Source organism: Lysinibacillus sp. FJAT-14222, from assembly GCF_001278875.1.
Taxonomy (GTDB): Bacteria; Bacillota; Bacilli; order Bacillales_A; family Planococcaceae; genus Lysinibacillus; species Lysinibacillus agricola.
In genome coordinates this window covers 117,138-135,723 of the sequence record NZ_LIYL01000048.1, presented here as the reverse complement: position 1 = coordinate 135,723, position 18,586 = coordinate 117,138, and the positions used below count along the sequence as shown (strand labels likewise).

The following is an 18,586-nucleotide window of genomic DNA, read 5'->3' as shown; positions in this document are numbered from 1 at the left end:
GCATTCTACAAACAGAAGTGAAGACATTGAAGAGGTGATCGATAATGATAGTGACAATGACAGTAGAAATGATAATCAAGCTAAGTATGGCTTTACTATTCGGATTATTGATTGGGATTGACAGACAGATTAAACAAAAACAACTTGGCCTAAGACCTAGTATGGTCATTTGTATTGCTAGTTGTTTACTAACAATCGTCTCCATAGAAGCATTCGGAAAATTCGGAGGTGCAAATCATCCGAATATGGATCCAATGCGACTTGCCGCTCAAATTGTAAGTGGGGTTGGTTTCATTGGTGCTGGCGTTATTTTACGAAGAAGTAACGAGGTTATTTCCGGCCTTACTTCCGCTGCGCTAATCTGGTCAGCTTCTGCCCTTGGAATTACTATTGGGGCGGGGTTTTATCTAGAAGCAACATGTGCTGTAATCCTCTTGATGGGGGCTGTCAACATTGTCCCTTTTCTCATTAAAACTTTAGGTCTATCAACTCTCAATCGCCAGGAAATCTCATTAAAGATTATAGTGGAATCTAATTATCGTATGACTGAATTAATTAAAATGATTGAGCATAGAGGACAAAATGAACTATCTAAAAAAATAGAGTATAAAATTCGGCATTTTAAGCTCAAAGATATTGATAATGATCACCAATTAATTGACTTAGTTCTTTCCGTACCAGAAGATCAATATACGACGGAAATTTATTATTATGTCAAAAAGATTGATCACGTTCTTAGTGTCGAAATTGAGGATTTGTAATAGAGAGGAGCATCTAAAATGATTAGACTAAATCAATATAAATATAAAGAAGAGTACACATACTACATGTTGCAATCTTTAAAAGATGGAAAAAAAGATTCTTTTCGAAAGGATTTTCTAGATTTACACCCTATGGATCAAGCAACATTTTTTATCGAACTCAGTGAGGAAAGACGCTTCAAAATTTATTCTTTTTTAACTCCTTGTGAATTTGGAGAAATTTTTAGTGAGCTAGAACCATCCTTGCAGAAAAAATGCATTATAGAACTTGACCGTCCGTTTGCAGTGGAGATGTTAAATGATTTACCTCCAGATGACGCTACAGATTTTTTTGGACTACTATCATATAAAGAAGCTGACTTTTATTTAGAACGGATGGAAAAAGATGAAGCCGATGATATTAAACAATTGCTTAAATACAAAAAAGGAACAATCGGATCCTTGATGACAACAGACGTAGTAACAGTTGCAAAAGATGACTCAGTAATCGATGTTTTTGAGCGCCTAAAGCATAACGAAGTAGATGCCGAAACTTTTTACTACTTATATGTTACAGATTCAAATAAACAATTACTTGGAGTCGTATCATTACGAGAGCTAATTATTTCTGCTCCAGAATGTCGAATGGTTGAAATTATGAACGCTGGAATCATTTCAGTGTCTGCCGATACAAACCAATCCGAGGTAATCCAAATCATACGCAAGTATGCTCTTTTAGCAGTCCCTGTAGTAACAGAGAACTATGAACTCCTTGGAATCGTTACTTTTGATGATGTGCTGTCTTATCTATAAGGATACTAACATTTCTTATGGAATTGATATTTTTTACTGTAAATCATGCTCAAAGCGAAGTAACTGTTTAGACTAGTTTAAACAGTTACTTCTTCAAAATTAATTATTATTTTTCCAGGTGTGTTGATTAACCATTTTTATCCATCTCGATTAATTAGAAGGCTCTGATTTCCGCTACGGGCTACTCGCTTTCCCGCGGAAGCTTTGCTCTGCGACGAAAGCGAAGCGACAGGAGCACTCGAGTAGCCCTACGCTACAATCAGTTAAAATGGACATATATTAGCAAAGTATCAACAAAAAAATCCTTCTATCACTCAATAATAAACCTATATTTTCCTAATCAACATGCTTATTATTTTTTAAAAAACTTTCTACTCTATTAACTAATTCTTCTCTATTATAAGTTTTATAAAGTGCAGTGGCTAAACGGACTGGGTCACCAAAGAAAAAGCGCTCATACAGTGTTTGTCGTGTACCAAAGTTACTCATCGTTAAATCCCAGGCTAAACGGAATTTTTTGACGCGCTCCTCTCCACCATCCTGAAAAGACTGTAAATAATGCTCAAGGTCACCGTCATCCGCTGCAAAGGCTTTTTCATTTGGAATGGACATTAATCCACTTGCGCCAAGTAGTTGGATAATTTCTGTAAAGGTCGGATACACTTTAGGGAAAATCTGAATAGCTACTTGTACGGTCGCATGGTCGGGTCTTATAAAACCAAAAGCATCTTTTTTTGCTTCTATTTCAGACTTTAACAGTAAGGCCTTCATCGTTTCTAATGTCACGATAATATCAACAACTTTTTGCTGCACATGTTGGTATTCGCCGATATTGATCGTATTTACAATTGACTGTACAACACCTAAGACAAATTCTGTTTTGACAATTTGACGTGTAAGAACTTGATGTAAACCATATGTTTGAAAACCACTTACGTTCAAAAAGTTATTAGCAACTTCCACATTCTCATAATAAAAGACGCGTTCCCACGGTACTACAACATTATCAAATACAACGATTGCATCCATTTCCTCGTAACGACTACTTAATGGATAATCAAAAACCGATTCCCCTCCGACAAATGATTGTCTACATAAAAACTTTAAACCTTTTGTATTACTTGGTATTGAGAAAGCAAAGCCTTTTCCTTCATCATAACCATTTGTTGATATAACAAGGAGTTCATCTGTAATTCCTCCCTGTGTCGCTAGTAATCTCGCCCCTTTAATTACTAACCCCTCACTCGTTTTATCTACAATTTTAGCAGCAATTGTAACATCTTCATCTTCAAAATAAAATTTTTGACGGTTTACTTGTGGCTCGATAAATGTATGTGTCATAGTCAAATCGTTCTCACGAGCATACTCATAAAATTTTAATAAATGCTGCGGGAAGCAATTTTTCTTATCTTTCAAATATTCCGCAACCGATGCTAGTGCCATTAGTGTCGTATTCATGTAATCTGGACTTCTCCCCATAAGGCCATGAGTGGATAATGCCCATTCTCGTGTTGCATTACGTCTTTTCACGAGATCGTCAACTGTCTTCGCTTGAAGGAAAGACATACCTACGCGCTTATTACTCGTTGGTGACACATATGTCATCCTCTCAAGCAATGCCTTTTCATTTTGTAAATCAAAAAGCCTTGCCTGACTCTGCATAACTCCCTTAAATGCTGGATGCTCCGACACCTTGCCTGTGACAACTTCCCCATCAATCGAAATATATGTTTGTAAAGCGTCAATACGGTCAATATATTGCTTTCCTGTAATTACTGGCATGCAATCACCCCTAAACGTTACAAATTGTTTTTATACTCATTTAGTATATGAAACCCCCTAATATTCGGTTCCTATTTAGACAACTGTATTATATCAAACCTCCAAATCACCTAAACTGTACTACTTTATAAATACAGCTAAAAACCCACCTTTATTGTACAATTTTTCAGTTACTTTAGATAAAAACGGTTTCAATTAGCGCTTTTTATACAAGTTCAATTTTGCGTCACATTCACAAAAAAGTCATCTCCGACTAGTACAGAGTTGCTAGATTTTTTATATATGCAGGTGTAAGATAACTTCGTAACCAAAGCAAATACATCTTTTTATTAAAGGAGAATATATATGAATCATCAAATCATCTCGTACGTAGCGAAAATGGAAGCTGCTTTAATGAATAAAATGGAGGATCATAATGAAGAAAATCTTTTATTTTCTATTGCTTCAGATATGATTGCCAAAGAAAAAGATCAATTTAAAAATGTTTGCCAAGCATATGAAGTAGTGAAACATCACTTAGTTGGTCTCCACTAAATTCAAACGTTTAGCAAAAAGTCGCATCTATAGACACGGCTTTTTTCATGCTGTTGAAAAACTATTGTGTCATTAAAAAAAGTATGGCTCTTCGGCAAAACGAGGGGATGATTTCCATTCCGACCGAGCGCTTTCCTTGGGGTGTCCGATGAGCCGCTTCACTTAGCATATATCTTCTGGCATGTTACTTTAATTTATAGTGATAAAACGAAACTTCAGCAATGTTTTATCTGTGCGAAAGCAAAGCGACAGCAACAACAAATGTTTTTTGTGCGAAAGCGAAGCGGCAGCAACAACAATGTTTATCTGCGCGAAAGCGAAGCGGCAGCAACAACAATGTTTATCTAAAGCGAAGCGGCAGCAACAACAATGTTTATCTGCGCGAAAGCGAAGCGGCAGCAACAACAATGTTTATCTGCGCGAAAACGAAGTGTCAGCGGCAACAATGTTTATCTGCGCGAAAACGAAGTGTCAGCGGCAAAGGAAGCGGCTCGACGCTCGCCACAGGAAAGCGAGTAGCCTGGAACGGAAATCCCCCTCATTAAAGCGCCACAACATTCACAAAGATTTCTTGACCATTTTGTTTTTCAACACTATGCAAAAAAACCCGATCAATTCGAATTGATCGGGTAAAGTTTTTGTTGCACATATGGTAGAACCATCTTTTGGAATTGTTCAAATGTTGTTTTTTGATTACTGGACAAGCGTTAATAATATGCGTTCCACTTTATTCACATCATAAAAAAAATTTAATCATCTAAATAATCATACGGTGAGACACCATCCATTCCAATCAATGGATGGATATATGGCTCCGTTTCTACCGTTAACTTGAAATCAATTGATGTTTTTTCTTTCTGTAAATCCTCGTTCATTGGAACCGTTTCTACTTCTGCAACTTCCTCTACCACATTCATTGGATTGAGCCTTGCACGTAAAGACGTAAAGCGCTGTAAATCATCCGTACGCTGTAAGCCATCTGCTAACACATCCGGCTCACCACATAAAATCAAGAAATTTTTTGCACGCGTAATACCTGTATATAACAAATTACGACGTAACATTTTAGAATAGCCACGTACAACCGGCATTATAACTGTTTGGAACTCAGAGCCTTGCGATTTATGAATTGAACAACAGTAGGCAAGTGTCAATTGATTGAGTTCACTACGCTGATAAGTTACTTCAATACCGTCGAATGACACAACAAGCAAATCTTGTTTCTCAATTGTTTCCTTTGCCTTAATAATACTGATTACCTCACCCATATCACCATTAAAAACATTGCTCTCTGGTTGATTAACAAGCTGTAAAACTTTATCCTTTATGCGATATGTGACATCACCAAAGACGAGCTCTTTTCTAGTACCAGTATCGTTTGGATTAATAAGATCCTGAATCATTTTATTTAAATTGTCTATTCCTGCGGGACCTTTGTACATTGGTGCTAACACTTGGATATTACGAATTTCTTGACCTTTGGCAACCGCACTTTTCACAACTTGTGTGACAACGTTTGCTACCTGATCTGAAGAGGCTTTAATAAATGAACGGTCCGTCGTTTTTAACGTTAGGTCATTTGTGATATTACCACGTTTAATTTGATGAGCAAGTTCAATAATCGTTGAGCCCTCTGCTTGCCGATATACATCTGTTAATTCAACAGTAGGTATTTGCCCGGAAGCCAACAAATCCTTTAACACCTGTCCTGGTCCTACCGGTGGAAGCTGATCTTGATCGCCAACAAATACAACTTGAACATCCTCATGCAAGGATTTTAATAATTGATGCGCGAGCCAAGTATCAACCATCGACATTTCGTCTACAATAATGAGTTTCCCTGTAACCTCACGCTCAGTTTCTTCCTCTTTCTCCTGGCCAGTAAAGCCTAGCAGTCGATGAATTGTCATTGCTGGAAGTTCTGTTGATTCCGATAAACGCTTGGCAGCACGTCCTGTTGGAGCACATAAAATAATCGGAAAGGGCTCTTCTTTTTGTGCGTATTCCTTCGGGTTTAATGATAGTCCGTGTAGCTTTGCATACACTTCTACTACACCCCGAACAACAGTTGTTTTACCAGTACCAGGTCCACCAGTTAAAATCATAACGGCTGAGTTTAAGGCCTGTTCAATAGCATTCGCTTGTGTTTCGGCATATGCGACATTAAGCATTTCTTCAGTTTCACCAATCGTTTTGCGTATTTCGTCCTTGCTAAAATGCTCAGCCTTATTGTTACGTTCGATTAAAGCTACTATTTTTGATGCAATTCCGACTTCTGAGAAATATAGAGATGGTAAATATAATCTCGTTTCTTCCCCACAAATTTTATTTTCCTCACGCAATTCGATGCAAGCTTTAGAAATGGTCTCAAAAGGAATTTCCTCTCGTTGGCTTTGCTCAAGCATATCTTTTACTAGCGGTAAAACATGTTCTGCATCTAAATATACATGCCCGTCCGATAAAGCTGCTATATTCAGAGTATGTAAAATCGCCGCCTTAATACGGTCTGGATGATTACCAGTAATCCCTAATTTTGAACCTAACTCATCCGCACGAAAGAAACCTACACCCTCAACATCTTCAATAAGGCGGTATGGATTTTCAGTTAATAATTCAATTGCCTCTGTCCGATATGTTTGATAAATTTTCATGCCGAGCTGTGGTCCAAAACCCCATTCATTAAGTTGAATCATCACTCGTTCTAAGCCTAGATTTTGTTCAATCGTACGATGGATAACTTCTTTTTTTTCAGCAGATAAGCGTGGTACAACATCAAGCACATTTGGGTCCTCTAAAATAAGACGCAAAGCATTTGCCCCTAGCTTCTCTACAATTGTTTCAGCCGTTTTTTTCCCGATTCCAACAAATAAATCGCTCGATAAGTAGTGTATAATTCCTTGCTCTGTAGCTGGCACTTCTTTTGTAAACGTCTCAATTTGAAATTGCACACCATATTTTGGATGTTGTTTCAATAAACCTGTAAAACGATATTGCTCATCCATCTGTAACGGCGGAAAGTATCCAACAACTATTATTTCTTTATCCTCATACTGTAAGTTGGTCTCTTGAATTTTCACACGAACTATCGAATACATATTTTGTGCATTATGGAAGATAGAGACGATTGGACGCCCGAGTATAAAAAATTTATTTAGTTCAAATAAATCAAGATTATCTGCCATTTTCGGTTCGTCCTTTCCCGTTCATTTCAATCATTATATTTTACCACACCCAAACTTGAAAAATCGTTTAAAAAGAGAATTCACTAAATTCTTTAACATTATTTTGACAAATGACATTTCACGTCTATTATCAACCTTTCCATGCTATGATAGAGAAGAATTTGTTGCGCGGAAGGATTGTGAAGCTATTGGAATTTAGACCTTGCATCGATTTACACGATGGCAAAGTAAAACAAATTGTAGGCAGCACATTGGGGCATACAGATCAAGAGGTCATCGAAAACTTTATTTCAAATCATGACTCTAGCTATTATGCAAAAATGTTTGCCAAAGATCAATTAACAGGTGGTCACGTCATTATGCTTGGTGATGGAAACGAAGAAGCCGCATTAGCAGCACTAGCGGCATACCCTCTAGGTTTGCAGGTTGGTGGCGGCATCACCACAGAAAATGCAAAAAAGTATATTGATGCGGGTGCATCCCATGTTATTGTCACATCATTTATATTCTATGATGGTAAGCTCAATTTAGATCGACTAAAAAAATTAGTACAGATTATCGGTAAACAGCATCTTGTCATCGATTTAAGCTGCCGTATGCGCGATGGGAAATGGTTTGTTGTTACTGATAAATGGACAAAGTTTAGTGATTTCGAAGTAAATGCTGAATCCATTGCCTATATCGAAAATTTCTGTGATGAACTACTCATTCACGCTGTTGACGTAGAAGGAAAAAAAGGCGGTATGCAGGAAAGCTTAGTGCGTGATTTAGCCGCTTGGACAACAAATCCAACAACATATGCTGGTGGAATCCGTTCTCTAGACGACTTAGAGAAATTTAAAAAAATAGCAAATGGTAAGCTTCATGTTACAATTGGTAGCGCTCTTTCAATTTTTGGTGGAGATTTACCATATTCAGACGCGGTGAAGTATTGCAAAAAAGGCGGGGTATTGTGAAGTTAATATATAAGGATTATGTTTTTCCTTTTCAAGAAACAAATTTAGAACGCATTATTGATGGTAAATATTTCAAGGTAAATACAAAAGATAATTCTCTTTCGTTGCACGTGCAGCTAGATAATGAACAAATGCTGCTTGAGTTTTCGAAATCATTAAAGGCAACATGCGGTTTCCTACGTGACCAAGAAACAGAGCCTTATATTGGCATTTATATCGATTTACAAATATTCGTGGATGAATTTAATAAACGATACAACTTAAATGCTGAAATTATCGTTTAATTACTAAGGGGACTAAACACCCCTTTTTTTTATTTTCATATCAAGAATACTATACTTAGTGTCAGAGCACATATTTCTATTTAGTAGTTATTTTTGTTAAGCTAATAGTAGTGAGAAAATTGATTGGAGTGGAGGCTGCGCGACTCCTTGGGATTAGCGATAGAGGAACGCGAGTGAAGCGGCTCATCGGCGCCCCCAGGAAGCTCTGCGCGAAAGCGAAGCGTCAGCAACAATGTTTTATCTGTGCGAAAGCGAAGCGACAGCAACAATGTTTTATCTGTGCGAAAGCGAAGCGACAGCAACAACAAATGTTTTCTGTAGCGAAAGCATAGCGACAGCTACAATTGTTTTATCTGTGCGAAAGCGAAGCGACAGCAACAAAGCGCTCAGTCGGAATGGAAATCAACCACACGTTATGGTGATGATCCATAAATTTAGTTATTAGTAGTCCGCTTATTAATTAGAAGAAAGGATTTAATGAAGTATGAAAAATGAACTCGAAGCAACCACTTTAAAAACCCTACAAACAGAGTTAACTCGCTTCTTTTTAGCGTATAAATTTGCTTTACATGAAATCGAAACGAAAATAAATATTTTACAAGAAGAGTTTAAATTAATTCATGAATATAACCCAATAGAACATGTATCAACTCGAGTAAAATCACCAAAAAGTATATTGATGAAGATCAAAAAAAAGAACCTCGAGCCATCTATCGAAGCAATTCGTGAAAGCATTCGTGATATTGCAGGTGTGCGAATCACATGCTCCTTTGTAGAAGATATATATAAAGTGAGTGCGATGCTACAAGCACAACATGATATAGAAGTTATAGATGTAAAGGATTATATTGCATATCCAAAAGAAAATGGCTATCAAAGCTTGCATCTTATTATTAAGATTCCAATTTTTATGTCTGATCGTATGGAGAAGGTGTATACCGAAATTCAAATTCGTACAATTGCAATGGATTTCTGGGCAAGCCTTGAACATAAAATCTATTACAAATATAACAAGGAAGTACCTGAACATATCCGTTTTGAATTGAAGGAGGCTGCCATTCAAGCAGCTGAACTGGATCGAAAGATGGAACGACTAAATAAAGAAATAAATATTTTAAAAGCGAACGAAGCAGATTCGGCAATATTAGATCCAACCCCTATTGCGAATTTAGCACAATATTTATCTCAGCTACCATTTTATTATCCTTCTAAGGATGAACAAGACTAAAATAAATTTAAAAAGGATGCCGAAGTAAGTTGAAGGCACTGAAAAAGTCGATTTGCCACAAAAAATGTGATGCAAATCGACTTTTTTGAGTTTCTAAATCCAACAAAAGACAGATTTATAATATAAAAAAATGAATTTCTTTAGTTTTTCAGTGCCCTCAAGTAAGTTTCGGCATCCTTTTAGTATTTTAGTTAAATCGCTGTGCAATCATATCGTAAATATAACGCGCTTGGTCGTATTCTGGCTGTAATGTAAAGGCCTGTTTCAGATGGTACATAGCATCTTCTGTTTGTTCAGTGGATACTGCATAAAGTACACCTAAATTATAATGTGCATCTGCATTATTCCAATCCTGTTCAATTAAGTAATCTAATTCCTTCTTACCATCTTCAAACATTTCTAAAGCACATAGCACAATTGCATATGCCAGACGAATTTGATTATCCTCTGGGGCAAGTTCTGCCGCTCGTTGTAAATATGGCAGTGCAAGCTTCGGATTTTCCATTCGCTCAAAGCATTTGCCCATCATATAATAAACATCCGCGCCTTCAATTTTATGCTTTAATGCTTGCTCATAAAGCTTTACTGCCTCTGCGTATCGTTCTGCATTAAAATATAAATTTGCTAAGCCATAATAAGCAGTTGCTGCTGTTTCATCAACAGTGATTGCTTTTTGAAAGAAACGCTCTGCACGTTCAGTATCCTCTAAGACCGCTAAGAGATTTCCAAAATTCACATAACCAATTGCGTTTTCAGGTTCTTCTTCAATTGCTTGTGTAAAAAGTTGTGCAGCATCCTCGTAGCGCTTTTCTTGAAATGCTTGAATGCCCTGCTCGTTAAAATTCATTATTTTTGTTCACCTCTATGTAGCGAAAGACTGCCTAAATTCTATACGCCTCATTCAGGAAAGGCAGTATAAGCAGTCTTTTCGCGTTTTATCCTACATATGTTAGTTTTTCATTATTTTTAAAGACTTCGTCGATTGTACCGCCACCTAAACATTCTTCACCATCATATAATACAACAGCTTGTCCAGGTGTGATTGCACGAACTGGTTCAGCAAACGTAATATGTGTACGTCCATCCGCTAAAATTTCTACTTCCACCGGTGTATCCGTTTGACGATAGCGGAATTTTGCAGTGCATGAAAATTTCCCGGGCAATTTTTTTGTCGAAGTATAGTTCATTTTCACAGCAGTCAATGACGTAGAGTACAGTGAATCGTTATGGAAACCTTGTCCAACAAGTAACACATTACGTTCCAAATCTTTCCCTAGTACGAACCAAGGTTCACCGTCGCCACCAATTCCAAGACCATGACGTTGACCAAGTGTATAGTACATTAATCCGTCATGTTTGCCCATTACGACTCCATCCATCGTCTCCATATTACCAGGTTGAGCTGGTAAATATTGACTTAAAAATTCTTTGAAATTACGCTCTCCAATGAAGCAAATTCCTGTTGAATCCTTTTTCTTCGCTGTAGCCAACCCAGCTTCCTCCGCAATTTTACGGACTTCCTTTTTCTCAATATGTCCAATTGGGAACATTACATGCGACAATTGTTCCTGCGATAATTGGTTTAAGAAATACGTTTGATCTTTATTATTGTCAATGCCTCGAAGCATTTTAACTTCGCCATCTCCACTACGATCAACTCGAGCATAGTGACCTGTCGCTAAATAATCAGCTCCAAGATCCATCGCATGCTCTAAAAACGCTTTAAATTTAATTTCCTTATTACACATAACATCAGGATTTGGAGTGCGTCCTGCTTTATATTCTTCTAAAAAGTATGTGAAAACCTTATCCCAATATTGCTTTTCAAAATTTACTGCATAGTACGGAATCCCGATTTGATTACATACTTTAATAACATCATCGTAGTCTTCTGTAGCTGTACAAACGCCATTTTCGTCTGTATCATCCCAGTTCTTCATAAATATCCCGATTACTTCATATCCTTGTTGCTTTAGTAAATATGCAGCAACCGAAGAATCTACCCCACCAGACATGCCGACAACAACACGAATTTGTGAGGGGTCGCGTGTTTCTTTCATTATGGTCACCTTTTCTTTTCATCAAATTCCTTTATAACCCGTTACAGTTTTTAGCAAATTATTTTTTCGCTAGTCTTTTGACAATCGCTGCTGTTTTTTCAGCCGCATGTTGTACATCATTTTCCGTTAAATCTTGACCGAAGCTAAAGCGGATTGAGTTACGTAATTCCTCTGCCCCTTGTCCAAACATCGCAACTAAAACATGAGATGGATCAATGGAGCCAGCAGTGCACGCAGAACCACTTGATACGCAAATACCTGCCATATCAAGATTCACTAGAAATGACTCTACTTCCATACTAGAAAAACTTACATTTAAAACGTGTGGAAGCGTATGTTCTAAATCTCCATTCACATGAAATGCTAGTTTTTCCTGCATGAAAACATCAAGCATAATTTGCTTAAAGCGATTGTATAGTGCACGCTTCTCTTCGCGCAATTCATTTGCAATTTGCACCGCAGTCGCAAAACCAATCACTGCAGGCACATTTTCAGTACCTGCACGACGTTTTTTCTCGTGTGCTCCCCCTAATGCATAACTAGTGAATGGTGTTCCTGCTTTTTGATAAAGGAAGCCAATCCCCTTAGGACCATTAATTTTATGTGCGGAAACACTTAGTAAATCAACTTGTAAATCAGCAACATTAATTGCCTCTAATCCATATACCTGAACAGCATCGGTATGGAAAATAGCCTTATGTTCACGCAACAAGTCACCAATTTCAGCAATCGGTTGAATCGTACCAACTTCATTATTGCCGTACATAATCGTTACTAAAATTGTATCCTCACGTAATGCATTTCGCACGTCTTCTACAGAAACACGTCCGTTTTCATCAACCGGCAAATATGTCACATCAAAGCCATCTCGCTCAAGCTTTTCACAAGTATGTAACACCGCGTGATGTTCAATTTGAGTGGTAATTATATGCTTCCCTTCCGCAGCACGTGCATATACAGTACCAAAAATAGCCGTATTATCCGCCTCGGTTCCGCCACTTGTTATAATAATTTCCCCAGGTTGAGCACCAATTGATTTGGCTAATATTTCACGTGCATCATCTAAATATTTGCGCGCCTCTCGACCTGCCCCATGAATACTTGATGCATTTCCATAAACCTGTTGCATTGCTGTAGTCATAGCGTCTATTACTTTGTCATTCATTGGCGAAGACGCTGCATGATCGAGATAAATATATGAATTCATGTTGAAAACTCCTTTGTACGAAAAGCGCTAAAGATCCGTATCCCTGCCACAGGGTATGGCACGACATTGCGTCGACTTAGGGAGCGGTACTTTAGCCTAAACATATTAAATATAGAACATATAGCCTTCCGCTACATTTTCCTCAGTATATTGCGCTAAATCCTCGATTGACGTTGTATCCAATACATTTTTCACAGCATCGCGAATGCGAAGCCACAACTCTCGCTGAGGTGCTTCTTCATTTTCAATTCCTTCTACTGGCTGAATTGGACCCTCTAACACACTAATAACATTAGCCGCTGAAATTTCACTTGGTGGATTCGCTAGCATGTACCCACCATATGCACCGCGTACACTTTTAACTAAGCCTGAATTACGTAGTGGTGATACCAATTGCTCTAAGTATGCTTCAGAAAGTTCTTTTTCAGCAGCAATTTTTCGTAGTGGAATAGGTCCTTCTCCATAATGCTTTGCTAATTCAATCATAATCGTTAGCCCATAACGGCCCTTTGTAGAAATTTTCATTTTATCACCCTCTAATAGTCTAGTCGAAAATACTACCAACAGTATATCATAATCTCCTCTTGAAGAACTCGGAAATACTCTTGGAAGGTTATGATATACTATTAATTACGCCTTATTATAGTTAGGCAAAATACTATTAACGCTTCATTTTAACGCAAAAAAACATTTAGCAATCAAAAATCATTGAAAACTGTTGAAAGGGGGAATTTTTTAAATGCATAATGAACCACTCGCTTATCGCATGCGTCCATTAACCCTTGATGAAATTGTAGGACACCAAGATTTTATCGGTCCTACTACCGCTCTTTATAAAATGATTCAAAATGAACATATTCCATCCATGCTACTATACGGTGAGCCAGGTATTGGCAAAACGTCAATAGCGAATGCCGTAGCAGGAAGCTCGAAGCTTCCCTTCTTCGCACTTAATGCTACTCGCGCTGGTAAAAAAGACGTTGAGGATATTGTACAGGAAGCTCGAATCTCGGGGAAAGTCCTACTTTTTTTAGATGAAATTCATCGTTTCAATAAATTACAGCAGGATACTTTGTTGCCACATGTTGAAAATGGCTCAATCATATTAATTGGGGCTACGACGGAAAATCCGTATCATGATGTAAATCCCGCTATCCGCTCACGTTGTGGAGAAATATATCAACTAAAACGTTTAACGAAAGAAAATTTAATCGAGCTTATTAGAAAAGCACTTTCTGATGAAAAACGCGGGCTAGGTAAACATCATTTTGCATTAACAGACGATCAAATTGCTCAAATTGCTGGAGCAGCTAATGGTGATGCGCGGAAGGCATTGACTTTGCTTGAATCGATTTATTATGCAAGTGATGAAGTTGACGGTCAAACAATTGCAGCTGATCATATCATTGAGCATCTTATCGGAAGAATCGGTGTTTATGGTGATAAAAAAGGGTCGCATTTTTATAATTTGCTATCTGCGTTGCAAAAATCTGTTCGTGGAAGTGATACGAATGCAGCATTGTATTATTTAGCACATTTATTGGAAACAGGTGATTTAGTAGCTGTCAGCAGGCGCTTACTTGTTATGGCTTATGAGGATATAGGCCTTGCCAATCCTGATGTAGGGCCGCATATGCTTGCAGCCGTACAAGCAGCAGAGCGTTTAGGCTTACCTGAGGCGCGTATTCCTCTTGCAAGTGCTGTCATTGAAATGTGCCTTGCATCCAAATCCAATTCTGCAATTGCAGCCATCGATGCAGCAATTGCCAGCATTCACGAAGGAAAAACAGGCGATATCCCACATCATTTACGCGATGCTCATTATGAAGGGGCAAAAGATTTAGGTCATACAGGCTATCAATATCCCCATAACAGCCCGATTGGAACATTTGGTGGCTGGGTAGACCAGCAATATTTACCCGATGAGCTTGTGGGCACAGAATTTTACAAGCCTGTCATTGCAGGTGAAGAAAAACGAATGGCAGGAATCTACGAAAAGCTTAAATCATTTCATAAGGATGAAAAGTAATATCGCTATATGACTAGGATACCGAAAAACATATTATAAGATTATTTATGAAAATAAGGCACTTCAACTAAAACCAGGAGCACCTTATTTTTAGGTCTCTTCACCGTGCTACACATTCTACTCATAAGAGACGATTTCCGCGAGCGAAATATGAGCGTCATCTTCGCTCATATTTCGCTTCATGTGCTTTCATAGATTATCTCTTAATGTTCAACGATTTATATCTCTTCGATTTAATTAATTTCCCAAAGAAACAGGATTGACAGCTAGGCAATCATCCTGTAAAGGTTACTTTATTTGTTGTATAGCGCTTATTGTAAAATAGGTTCAATGTATCTTCCACATTTCTCAACGATGGTAATTTATTCGTTTCTTTCTCCTCTTTTTCATTTTCTTTATCATGTAAATAATTAATAAAATTGTAGGTTTGATAGAGTAGACTAGCAAACTCCTGTGAATTCTCCCTTACTTCAAAGCGAATTGCTTTTACAGCAACTGCTTGGCCAATCGATTGCTCCCTTGATGGAGAGGTTTGATCATCATCTACATTATCATCTGTAGTTCTGTATAATAATTTTAATGCCTCATAAACCTCTTTGTTATCACTAAATCGTTCCTTTATCCACTGCAAAACAAATTGTAATAGGACAACGGCATAAATAAGTGAAAGACGTTCATCTCCAAAAGATTTTTTCGACAAACGTTTAAAGTATTCCGCTTGTGTCACCTGCTCAAATATGATTAAACGAATTGGATACAGGAGCGCATGTCCACTGTTGATATATAATTTTTCTCGATCCTTATACATAGCCAACCAAAAATCCCTTACTAATGAAATAGATTTTCTTGTCGAGAGAGCTAATTGACATTGGATAAGCTCATTTTCAAGTGTTGGTTGTATAAGCCGCAGAAATAAAAGTTCCTCATCCTCACTCCCTAATAAGAGTGGTTTTTCTAAGTTCACCAAATCAATTTCAATACCGTTTATTAACATTGCACAGCCTCCTTCCTATAAATTCTTACAGCATTGATAAACCTAACACACAGATTTTCAATTTTTTAACTATATTTCGACAAAAATCTATAAATACCTTTTAAGCAAAAAGTCCTTTTTTTATTTCCGTACAATAAAATTTTGACACTATTACGACAGCCATTCCACAATAATCTATTAACATTAACAAAAAAATCTGCAAAACTTTACGAAGTGGAAGCCCAATCATTCCCTCACAAAGCCGAGCGCTGTAAGGAATGGAGGCTAAACCGCATAAAGTAAGCAGATTTTAGATTGTTATTCTATTTTCTGAAAAGTGATGCTACATCACCCTTAGAAATTATTCATTATCAACAAATAGTTTAAATTGTTGCAAGCATTGTTTGACTGCGCCTTTTTGTTCAAGCACTGCATTTCGTAGTGATGCTATTTTCTCTTCATCTTCCACGACTTCACTATAAAGTGCGAAAATTGCCAATAATAATTGTTCATTCTCTTCTTGTTCAATGCTAGGTAAAGAAAAGGCAGCAATCGTTAATAATTGCTCAACTTTTTCAGGTGTTTTTTGTAATTCATTGGATGAATAATACATTGATTCCGCTAAAAAATAGCAGAGCTTTGCACTACAATCTATAAATAAATGCCAGTATGTATTGGCACCCGGTAATTCACCCGCTTTACTGTCAACATACTCTTTATAAAATGTAGTAACTTGTGTGTATAAAGGATTTAGTTCCCTCATAGCCTTTGGATAATTATTAGATGTATCCAAATAGTCAAATACAATTGTATTCATTTTCTCTTGAAGTTTTACAATATCTAAATGATCACGAATTACTTGAATTTCCACTTTACCACTCTCCCATGTTCTCATTTGTTTTTTAAACGTCATTCCTACTCACCTAAGCAGTCCTGTACATTCCAAACAAACTGATTTATTATCTATTGGAATTATTTAAATTATAGCAATAAACCAAATAAAGAAGTGAACACATGAACAAAATAAGGCAATTTCGTGAATTAATAGCATTTCGAGCACATAATGCGAACAATTTTGGTAAAATTATATCCTTTGTACATAATCATAAAATAAAGTTTGCTCTTTCGTCCGATCAACAATTTCTATAATACTTCCTTGCGCATATTTTTTTATTCTTTTCTGTGGTATATAAAAATAGGCATTGTTTGCAATTAACCACTCACTAAGCGTTAGCTCACTACCTGGCTGTTGATTTGTCAATATACGTTTATGTCGAAGTATATCCGCCATTTTGTAAAAGCCTTCTGATAGTTCGTAAGCAGAAACATCAAAATTAAAAATAGGGCTAACAACCTGTCCAATATCAAAAATGTGTATCGTTTGCCCTTCTTCATCAATAGCTAATTCTACTGTGCTTATTTCATCGAATAGATTTAAGCCCCTATATTCCATTTGATAGATTTGCTCCATTATAAAACGCCTCCTTTTATAGGTTTAATGTTAGAGAGTCATAATACGAAGCTTCTCCAATCGTTCCGGAACCTCTCTTTCTGACGTTCTATCCGTCACTTTGATGGTTCTGTTCTATCCGTCGTTTTATTTCTGCGAGCACAATGTGAAGCTTCCCAAACGTTCAATATGAATATCCTAGCAAATAACGCTCCCATTGTAACATAGAAAAAGCAGCTGTCTTAAAGTGAGACAGCTACTTCTATGCTCATTCTCATAACGGGCCTTCTAGAATTTCTTCGCTTTTTATTCTTATCGAGAAATTATTTGAGTTTATCGATAAATATTGTTAATTTATCGATGAAAGTTTTGAATTTATCGCCCAACTTTTTGAATTTATCGCCTAACTATTTAAGTTTATCGACATATCAGATTTCGCTAAGTTGTATTACCCTTGTACACGTGTAATTTTTACATCTTTTAAGATGGTATTCACTACCCAGCTTGCAGCAATTAAGCCTGCTACTGAAGGAACAAAAGCGTTGGAAGATGGAGGCATTTTTGCTTTACGGATGGCTGCATCTGGTTTTCCGACATGCTCCACAACATCTGGACGAACTACAATAGGACTCTCATCTGAGAATACAACCGTTACTCCTTTATGAATACCATCCTTCCGTAATTTCGTACGAATTACTTTTGCCAATGGGTCCGTATGCGTTTTAGAAATATCCGCAATTTTAAAACGAGTCGGATCCATTTTATTGGCTGCACCCATACTCGATATAATTGGAATATTGCGCTTTAGACATTCCTTCACAATATGAATTTTATACTTCACTGTGTCACTCGCATCAATAACATAATCTATGCCCTGCGCGAAAAATTCCTCATATGTTTCCTCGGTGTAAAACATATGCATATCAATTACTTCACATTCTTGATTAATATCAGCAATACGCTCTTTCATGACACCTGACTTTGATTTACCGACCGTTGAAAGATAGGCAACCAATTGACGATTTACATTTGTAATATCTACATTATCCTTATCTACTAAAATAATGCGGCCAATACCACTTCGTGCACATGCCTCAGCAGCAAATGAGCCTACACCGCCTACACCAAGAATGGCTACTGTTGTATTTTTTAATTTTTCGAGTCCCTCTGTTCCTATTGCGAGCTCGTTACGTGAAAATTGATGTAACATCCTTACACTCTCCATCTATCGAATTTTTTATCCCGCTCTAACGGGCAGTAACTTATCTGTACCGAAAGCGAAGCGCCAGGTACAAAACTTCCACCTTAAAATTCAGTGAAAGTAAAGAAGTTAGGTGGGAGATTAACT

General features: G+C 37.2%; 19 protein-coding genes. 9 read left to right on the top strand and 10 right to left on the bottom strand.

Annotated features, from left to right (window positions below; genetic code table 11):
- Positions 1 to 56: 56 nt before the first annotated feature.
- Positions 57 to 761: an MgtC/SapB family protein gene (locus AN161_RS20665; protein ID WP_053596263.1), complete on the top strand. Its 705-nt coding sequence runs from the start codon at positions 57 to 59 to the stop codon at positions 759 to 761.
- Positions 762 to 779: 18 nt separating this feature from the next.
- Positions 780 to 1,553, top strand: coding sequence for a CBS domain-containing protein (locus AN161_RS20660; protein ID WP_053596211.1), 774 nt, complete (start codon positions 780 to 782; stop codon positions 1,551 to 1,553).
- Between the two features lie 336 nt (positions 1,554 to 1,889).
- Here the strand turns inward: AN161_RS20660 and hpaB are convergent, their stop codons facing one another.
- Positions 1,890 to 3,335 carry a 4-hydroxyphenylacetate 3-monooxygenase, oxygenase component gene (gene hpaB, locus AN161_RS20655; RefSeq protein WP_053596210.1) on the bottom strand — a complete coding sequence of 482 codons (1,446 nt, stop codon included), beginning with the start codon at positions 3,333 to 3,335 and terminating at the stop codon, positions 1,890 to 1,892.
- Positions 3,336 to 3,680: 345 nt separating this feature from the next.
- On the opposite strand from hpaB, the gene AN161_RS20650 reads away from it, so the two are divergent.
- Entirely contained in the window at positions 3,681 to 3,869 is a 189-nt protein-coding gene (locus tag AN161_RS20650) for a hypothetical protein (protein WP_053596209.1), read from the top strand.
- Between the two features lie 221 nt (positions 3,870 to 4,090).
- A complete protein-coding gene (locus AN161_RS29035) occupies positions 4,091 to 4,414 on the top strand; it encodes a hypothetical protein (RefSeq protein ID WP_143114949.1) in 324 nt (107 codons plus the stop codon).
- 204 nt (positions 4,415 to 4,618) lie between these two features.
- On the opposite strand, the gene AN161_RS20640 is transcribed toward AN161_RS29035, so the two are convergent.
- Positions 4,619 to 7,051 (bottom strand): ATP-dependent RecD-like DNA helicase, encoded by a 2,433-nt coding sequence (locus tag AN161_RS20640; protein WP_053596207.1) that lies wholly within the window; start codon positions 7,049 to 7,051, stop codon positions 4,619 to 4,621.
- Positions 7,052 to 7,239: 188 nt separating this feature from the next.
- Here AN161_RS20640 and hisA point away from each other — a divergent pair, with 188 nt between their 5' ends.
- The 4 genes from hisA to AN161_RS20625 all read left to right on the top strand — a co-directional run bounded on the left by hisA (position 7,240) and on the right by AN161_RS20625 (position 9,519).
- Entirely contained in the window at positions 7,240 to 8,007 is a 768-nt protein-coding gene (gene hisA / locus AN161_RS20635) for a phosphoribosylformimino-5-aminoimidazole carboxamide ribotide isomerase (RefSeq protein WP_053596262.1), read from the top strand.
- Entirely contained in the window at positions 8,004 to 8,291 is a 288-nt protein-coding gene (locus tag AN161_RS20630) for a hypothetical protein (RefSeq protein ID WP_053596206.1), read from the top strand. Before hisA ends, AN161_RS20630 begins: the two co-directional genes overlap by 4 nt.
- Positions 8,292 to 8,523: 232 nt before the next feature.
- Positions 8,524 to 8,736 carry a hypothetical protein gene (locus AN161_RS29030; protein ID WP_143114946.1) on the top strand — a complete coding sequence of 71 codons (213 nt, stop codon included), beginning with the start codon at positions 8,524 to 8,526 and terminating at the stop codon, positions 8,734 to 8,736.
- A gap of 39 nt (positions 8,737 to 8,775) precedes the next feature.
- The gene (locus tag AN161_RS20625; protein WP_053596205.1) at positions 8,776 to 9,519 is read left to right on the top strand and encodes a GTP pyrophosphokinase family protein; all 744 of its coding nucleotides are present in this window, start codon (positions 8,776 to 8,778) and stop codon (positions 9,517 to 9,519) included.
- Between the two features lie 187 nt (positions 9,520 to 9,706).
- On the opposite strand, the gene AN161_RS20620 is transcribed toward AN161_RS20625, so the two are convergent.
- The 4 genes from AN161_RS20620 to AN161_RS20605 form a co-directional block, all read right to left on the bottom strand.
- Positions 9,707 to 10,366: a tetratricopeptide repeat protein gene (locus AN161_RS20620; RefSeq protein WP_053596204.1), complete on the bottom strand. Its 660-nt coding sequence runs from the start codon at positions 10,364 to 10,366 to the stop codon at positions 9,707 to 9,709.
- A gap of 88 nt (positions 10,367 to 10,454) precedes the next feature.
- Complete coding sequence (gene mnmA, locus AN161_RS20615; RefSeq protein ID WP_053596203.1) at positions 10,455 to 11,579, bottom strand: tRNA 2-thiouridine(34) synthase MnmA; 1,125 nt, start codon at positions 11,577 to 11,579, stop codon at positions 10,455 to 10,457.
- A 58-nt stretch (positions 11,580 to 11,637) separates the two neighbouring features.
- On the bottom strand, positions 11,638 to 12,786 hold the full coding sequence (locus tag AN161_RS20610) for a cysteine desulfurase family protein (RefSeq protein WP_053596202.1): 1,149 nt from the start codon (positions 12,784 to 12,786) through the stop codon (positions 11,638 to 11,640).
- Between the two features lie 105 nt (positions 12,787 to 12,891).
- Positions 12,892 to 13,311, bottom strand: coding sequence for an Rrf2 family transcriptional regulator (locus AN161_RS20605; RefSeq protein WP_053596201.1), 420 nt, complete (start codon positions 13,309 to 13,311; stop codon positions 12,892 to 12,894).
- Between the two features lie 214 nt (positions 13,312 to 13,525).
- On the opposite strand from AN161_RS20605, the gene AN161_RS20600 reads away from it, so the two are divergent.
- Entirely contained in the window at positions 13,526 to 14,815 is a 1,290-nt protein-coding gene (locus tag AN161_RS20600) for a replication-associated recombination protein A (protein ID WP_053596200.1), read from the top strand.
- A 274-nt stretch (positions 14,816 to 15,089) separates the two neighbouring features.
- Here the strand turns inward: AN161_RS20600 and AN161_RS20595 are convergent, their stop codons facing one another.
- The 4 genes from AN161_RS20595 to AN161_RS20580 all read right to left on the bottom strand — a co-directional run bounded on the left by AN161_RS20595 (position 15,090) and on the right by AN161_RS20580 (position 18,448).
- On the bottom strand, positions 15,090 to 15,809 hold the full coding sequence (locus AN161_RS20595) for a hypothetical protein (RefSeq protein WP_053596199.1): 720 nt from the start codon (positions 15,807 to 15,809) through the stop codon (positions 15,090 to 15,092).
- Positions 15,810 to 16,149: 340 nt separating this feature from the next.
- Positions 16,150 to 16,701 (bottom strand): hypothetical protein, encoded by a 552-nt coding sequence (locus tag AN161_RS20590; RefSeq protein WP_241774612.1) that lies wholly within the window; start codon positions 16,699 to 16,701, stop codon positions 16,150 to 16,152.
- Positions 16,702 to 16,872: 171 nt separating this feature from the next.
- Complete coding sequence (locus tag AN161_RS20585; protein ID WP_053596198.1) at positions 16,873 to 17,259, bottom strand: hypothetical protein; 387 nt, start codon at positions 17,257 to 17,259, stop codon at positions 16,873 to 16,875.
- Positions 17,260 to 17,686: 427 nt separating this feature from the next.
- The gene (locus AN161_RS20580; RefSeq protein ID WP_053596197.1) at positions 17,687 to 18,448 is read right to left on the bottom strand and encodes a tRNA threonylcarbamoyladenosine dehydratase; all 762 of its coding nucleotides are present in this window, start codon (positions 18,446 to 18,448) and stop codon (positions 17,687 to 17,689) included.
- Positions 18,449 to 18,586 lie beyond the last annotated feature (138 nt).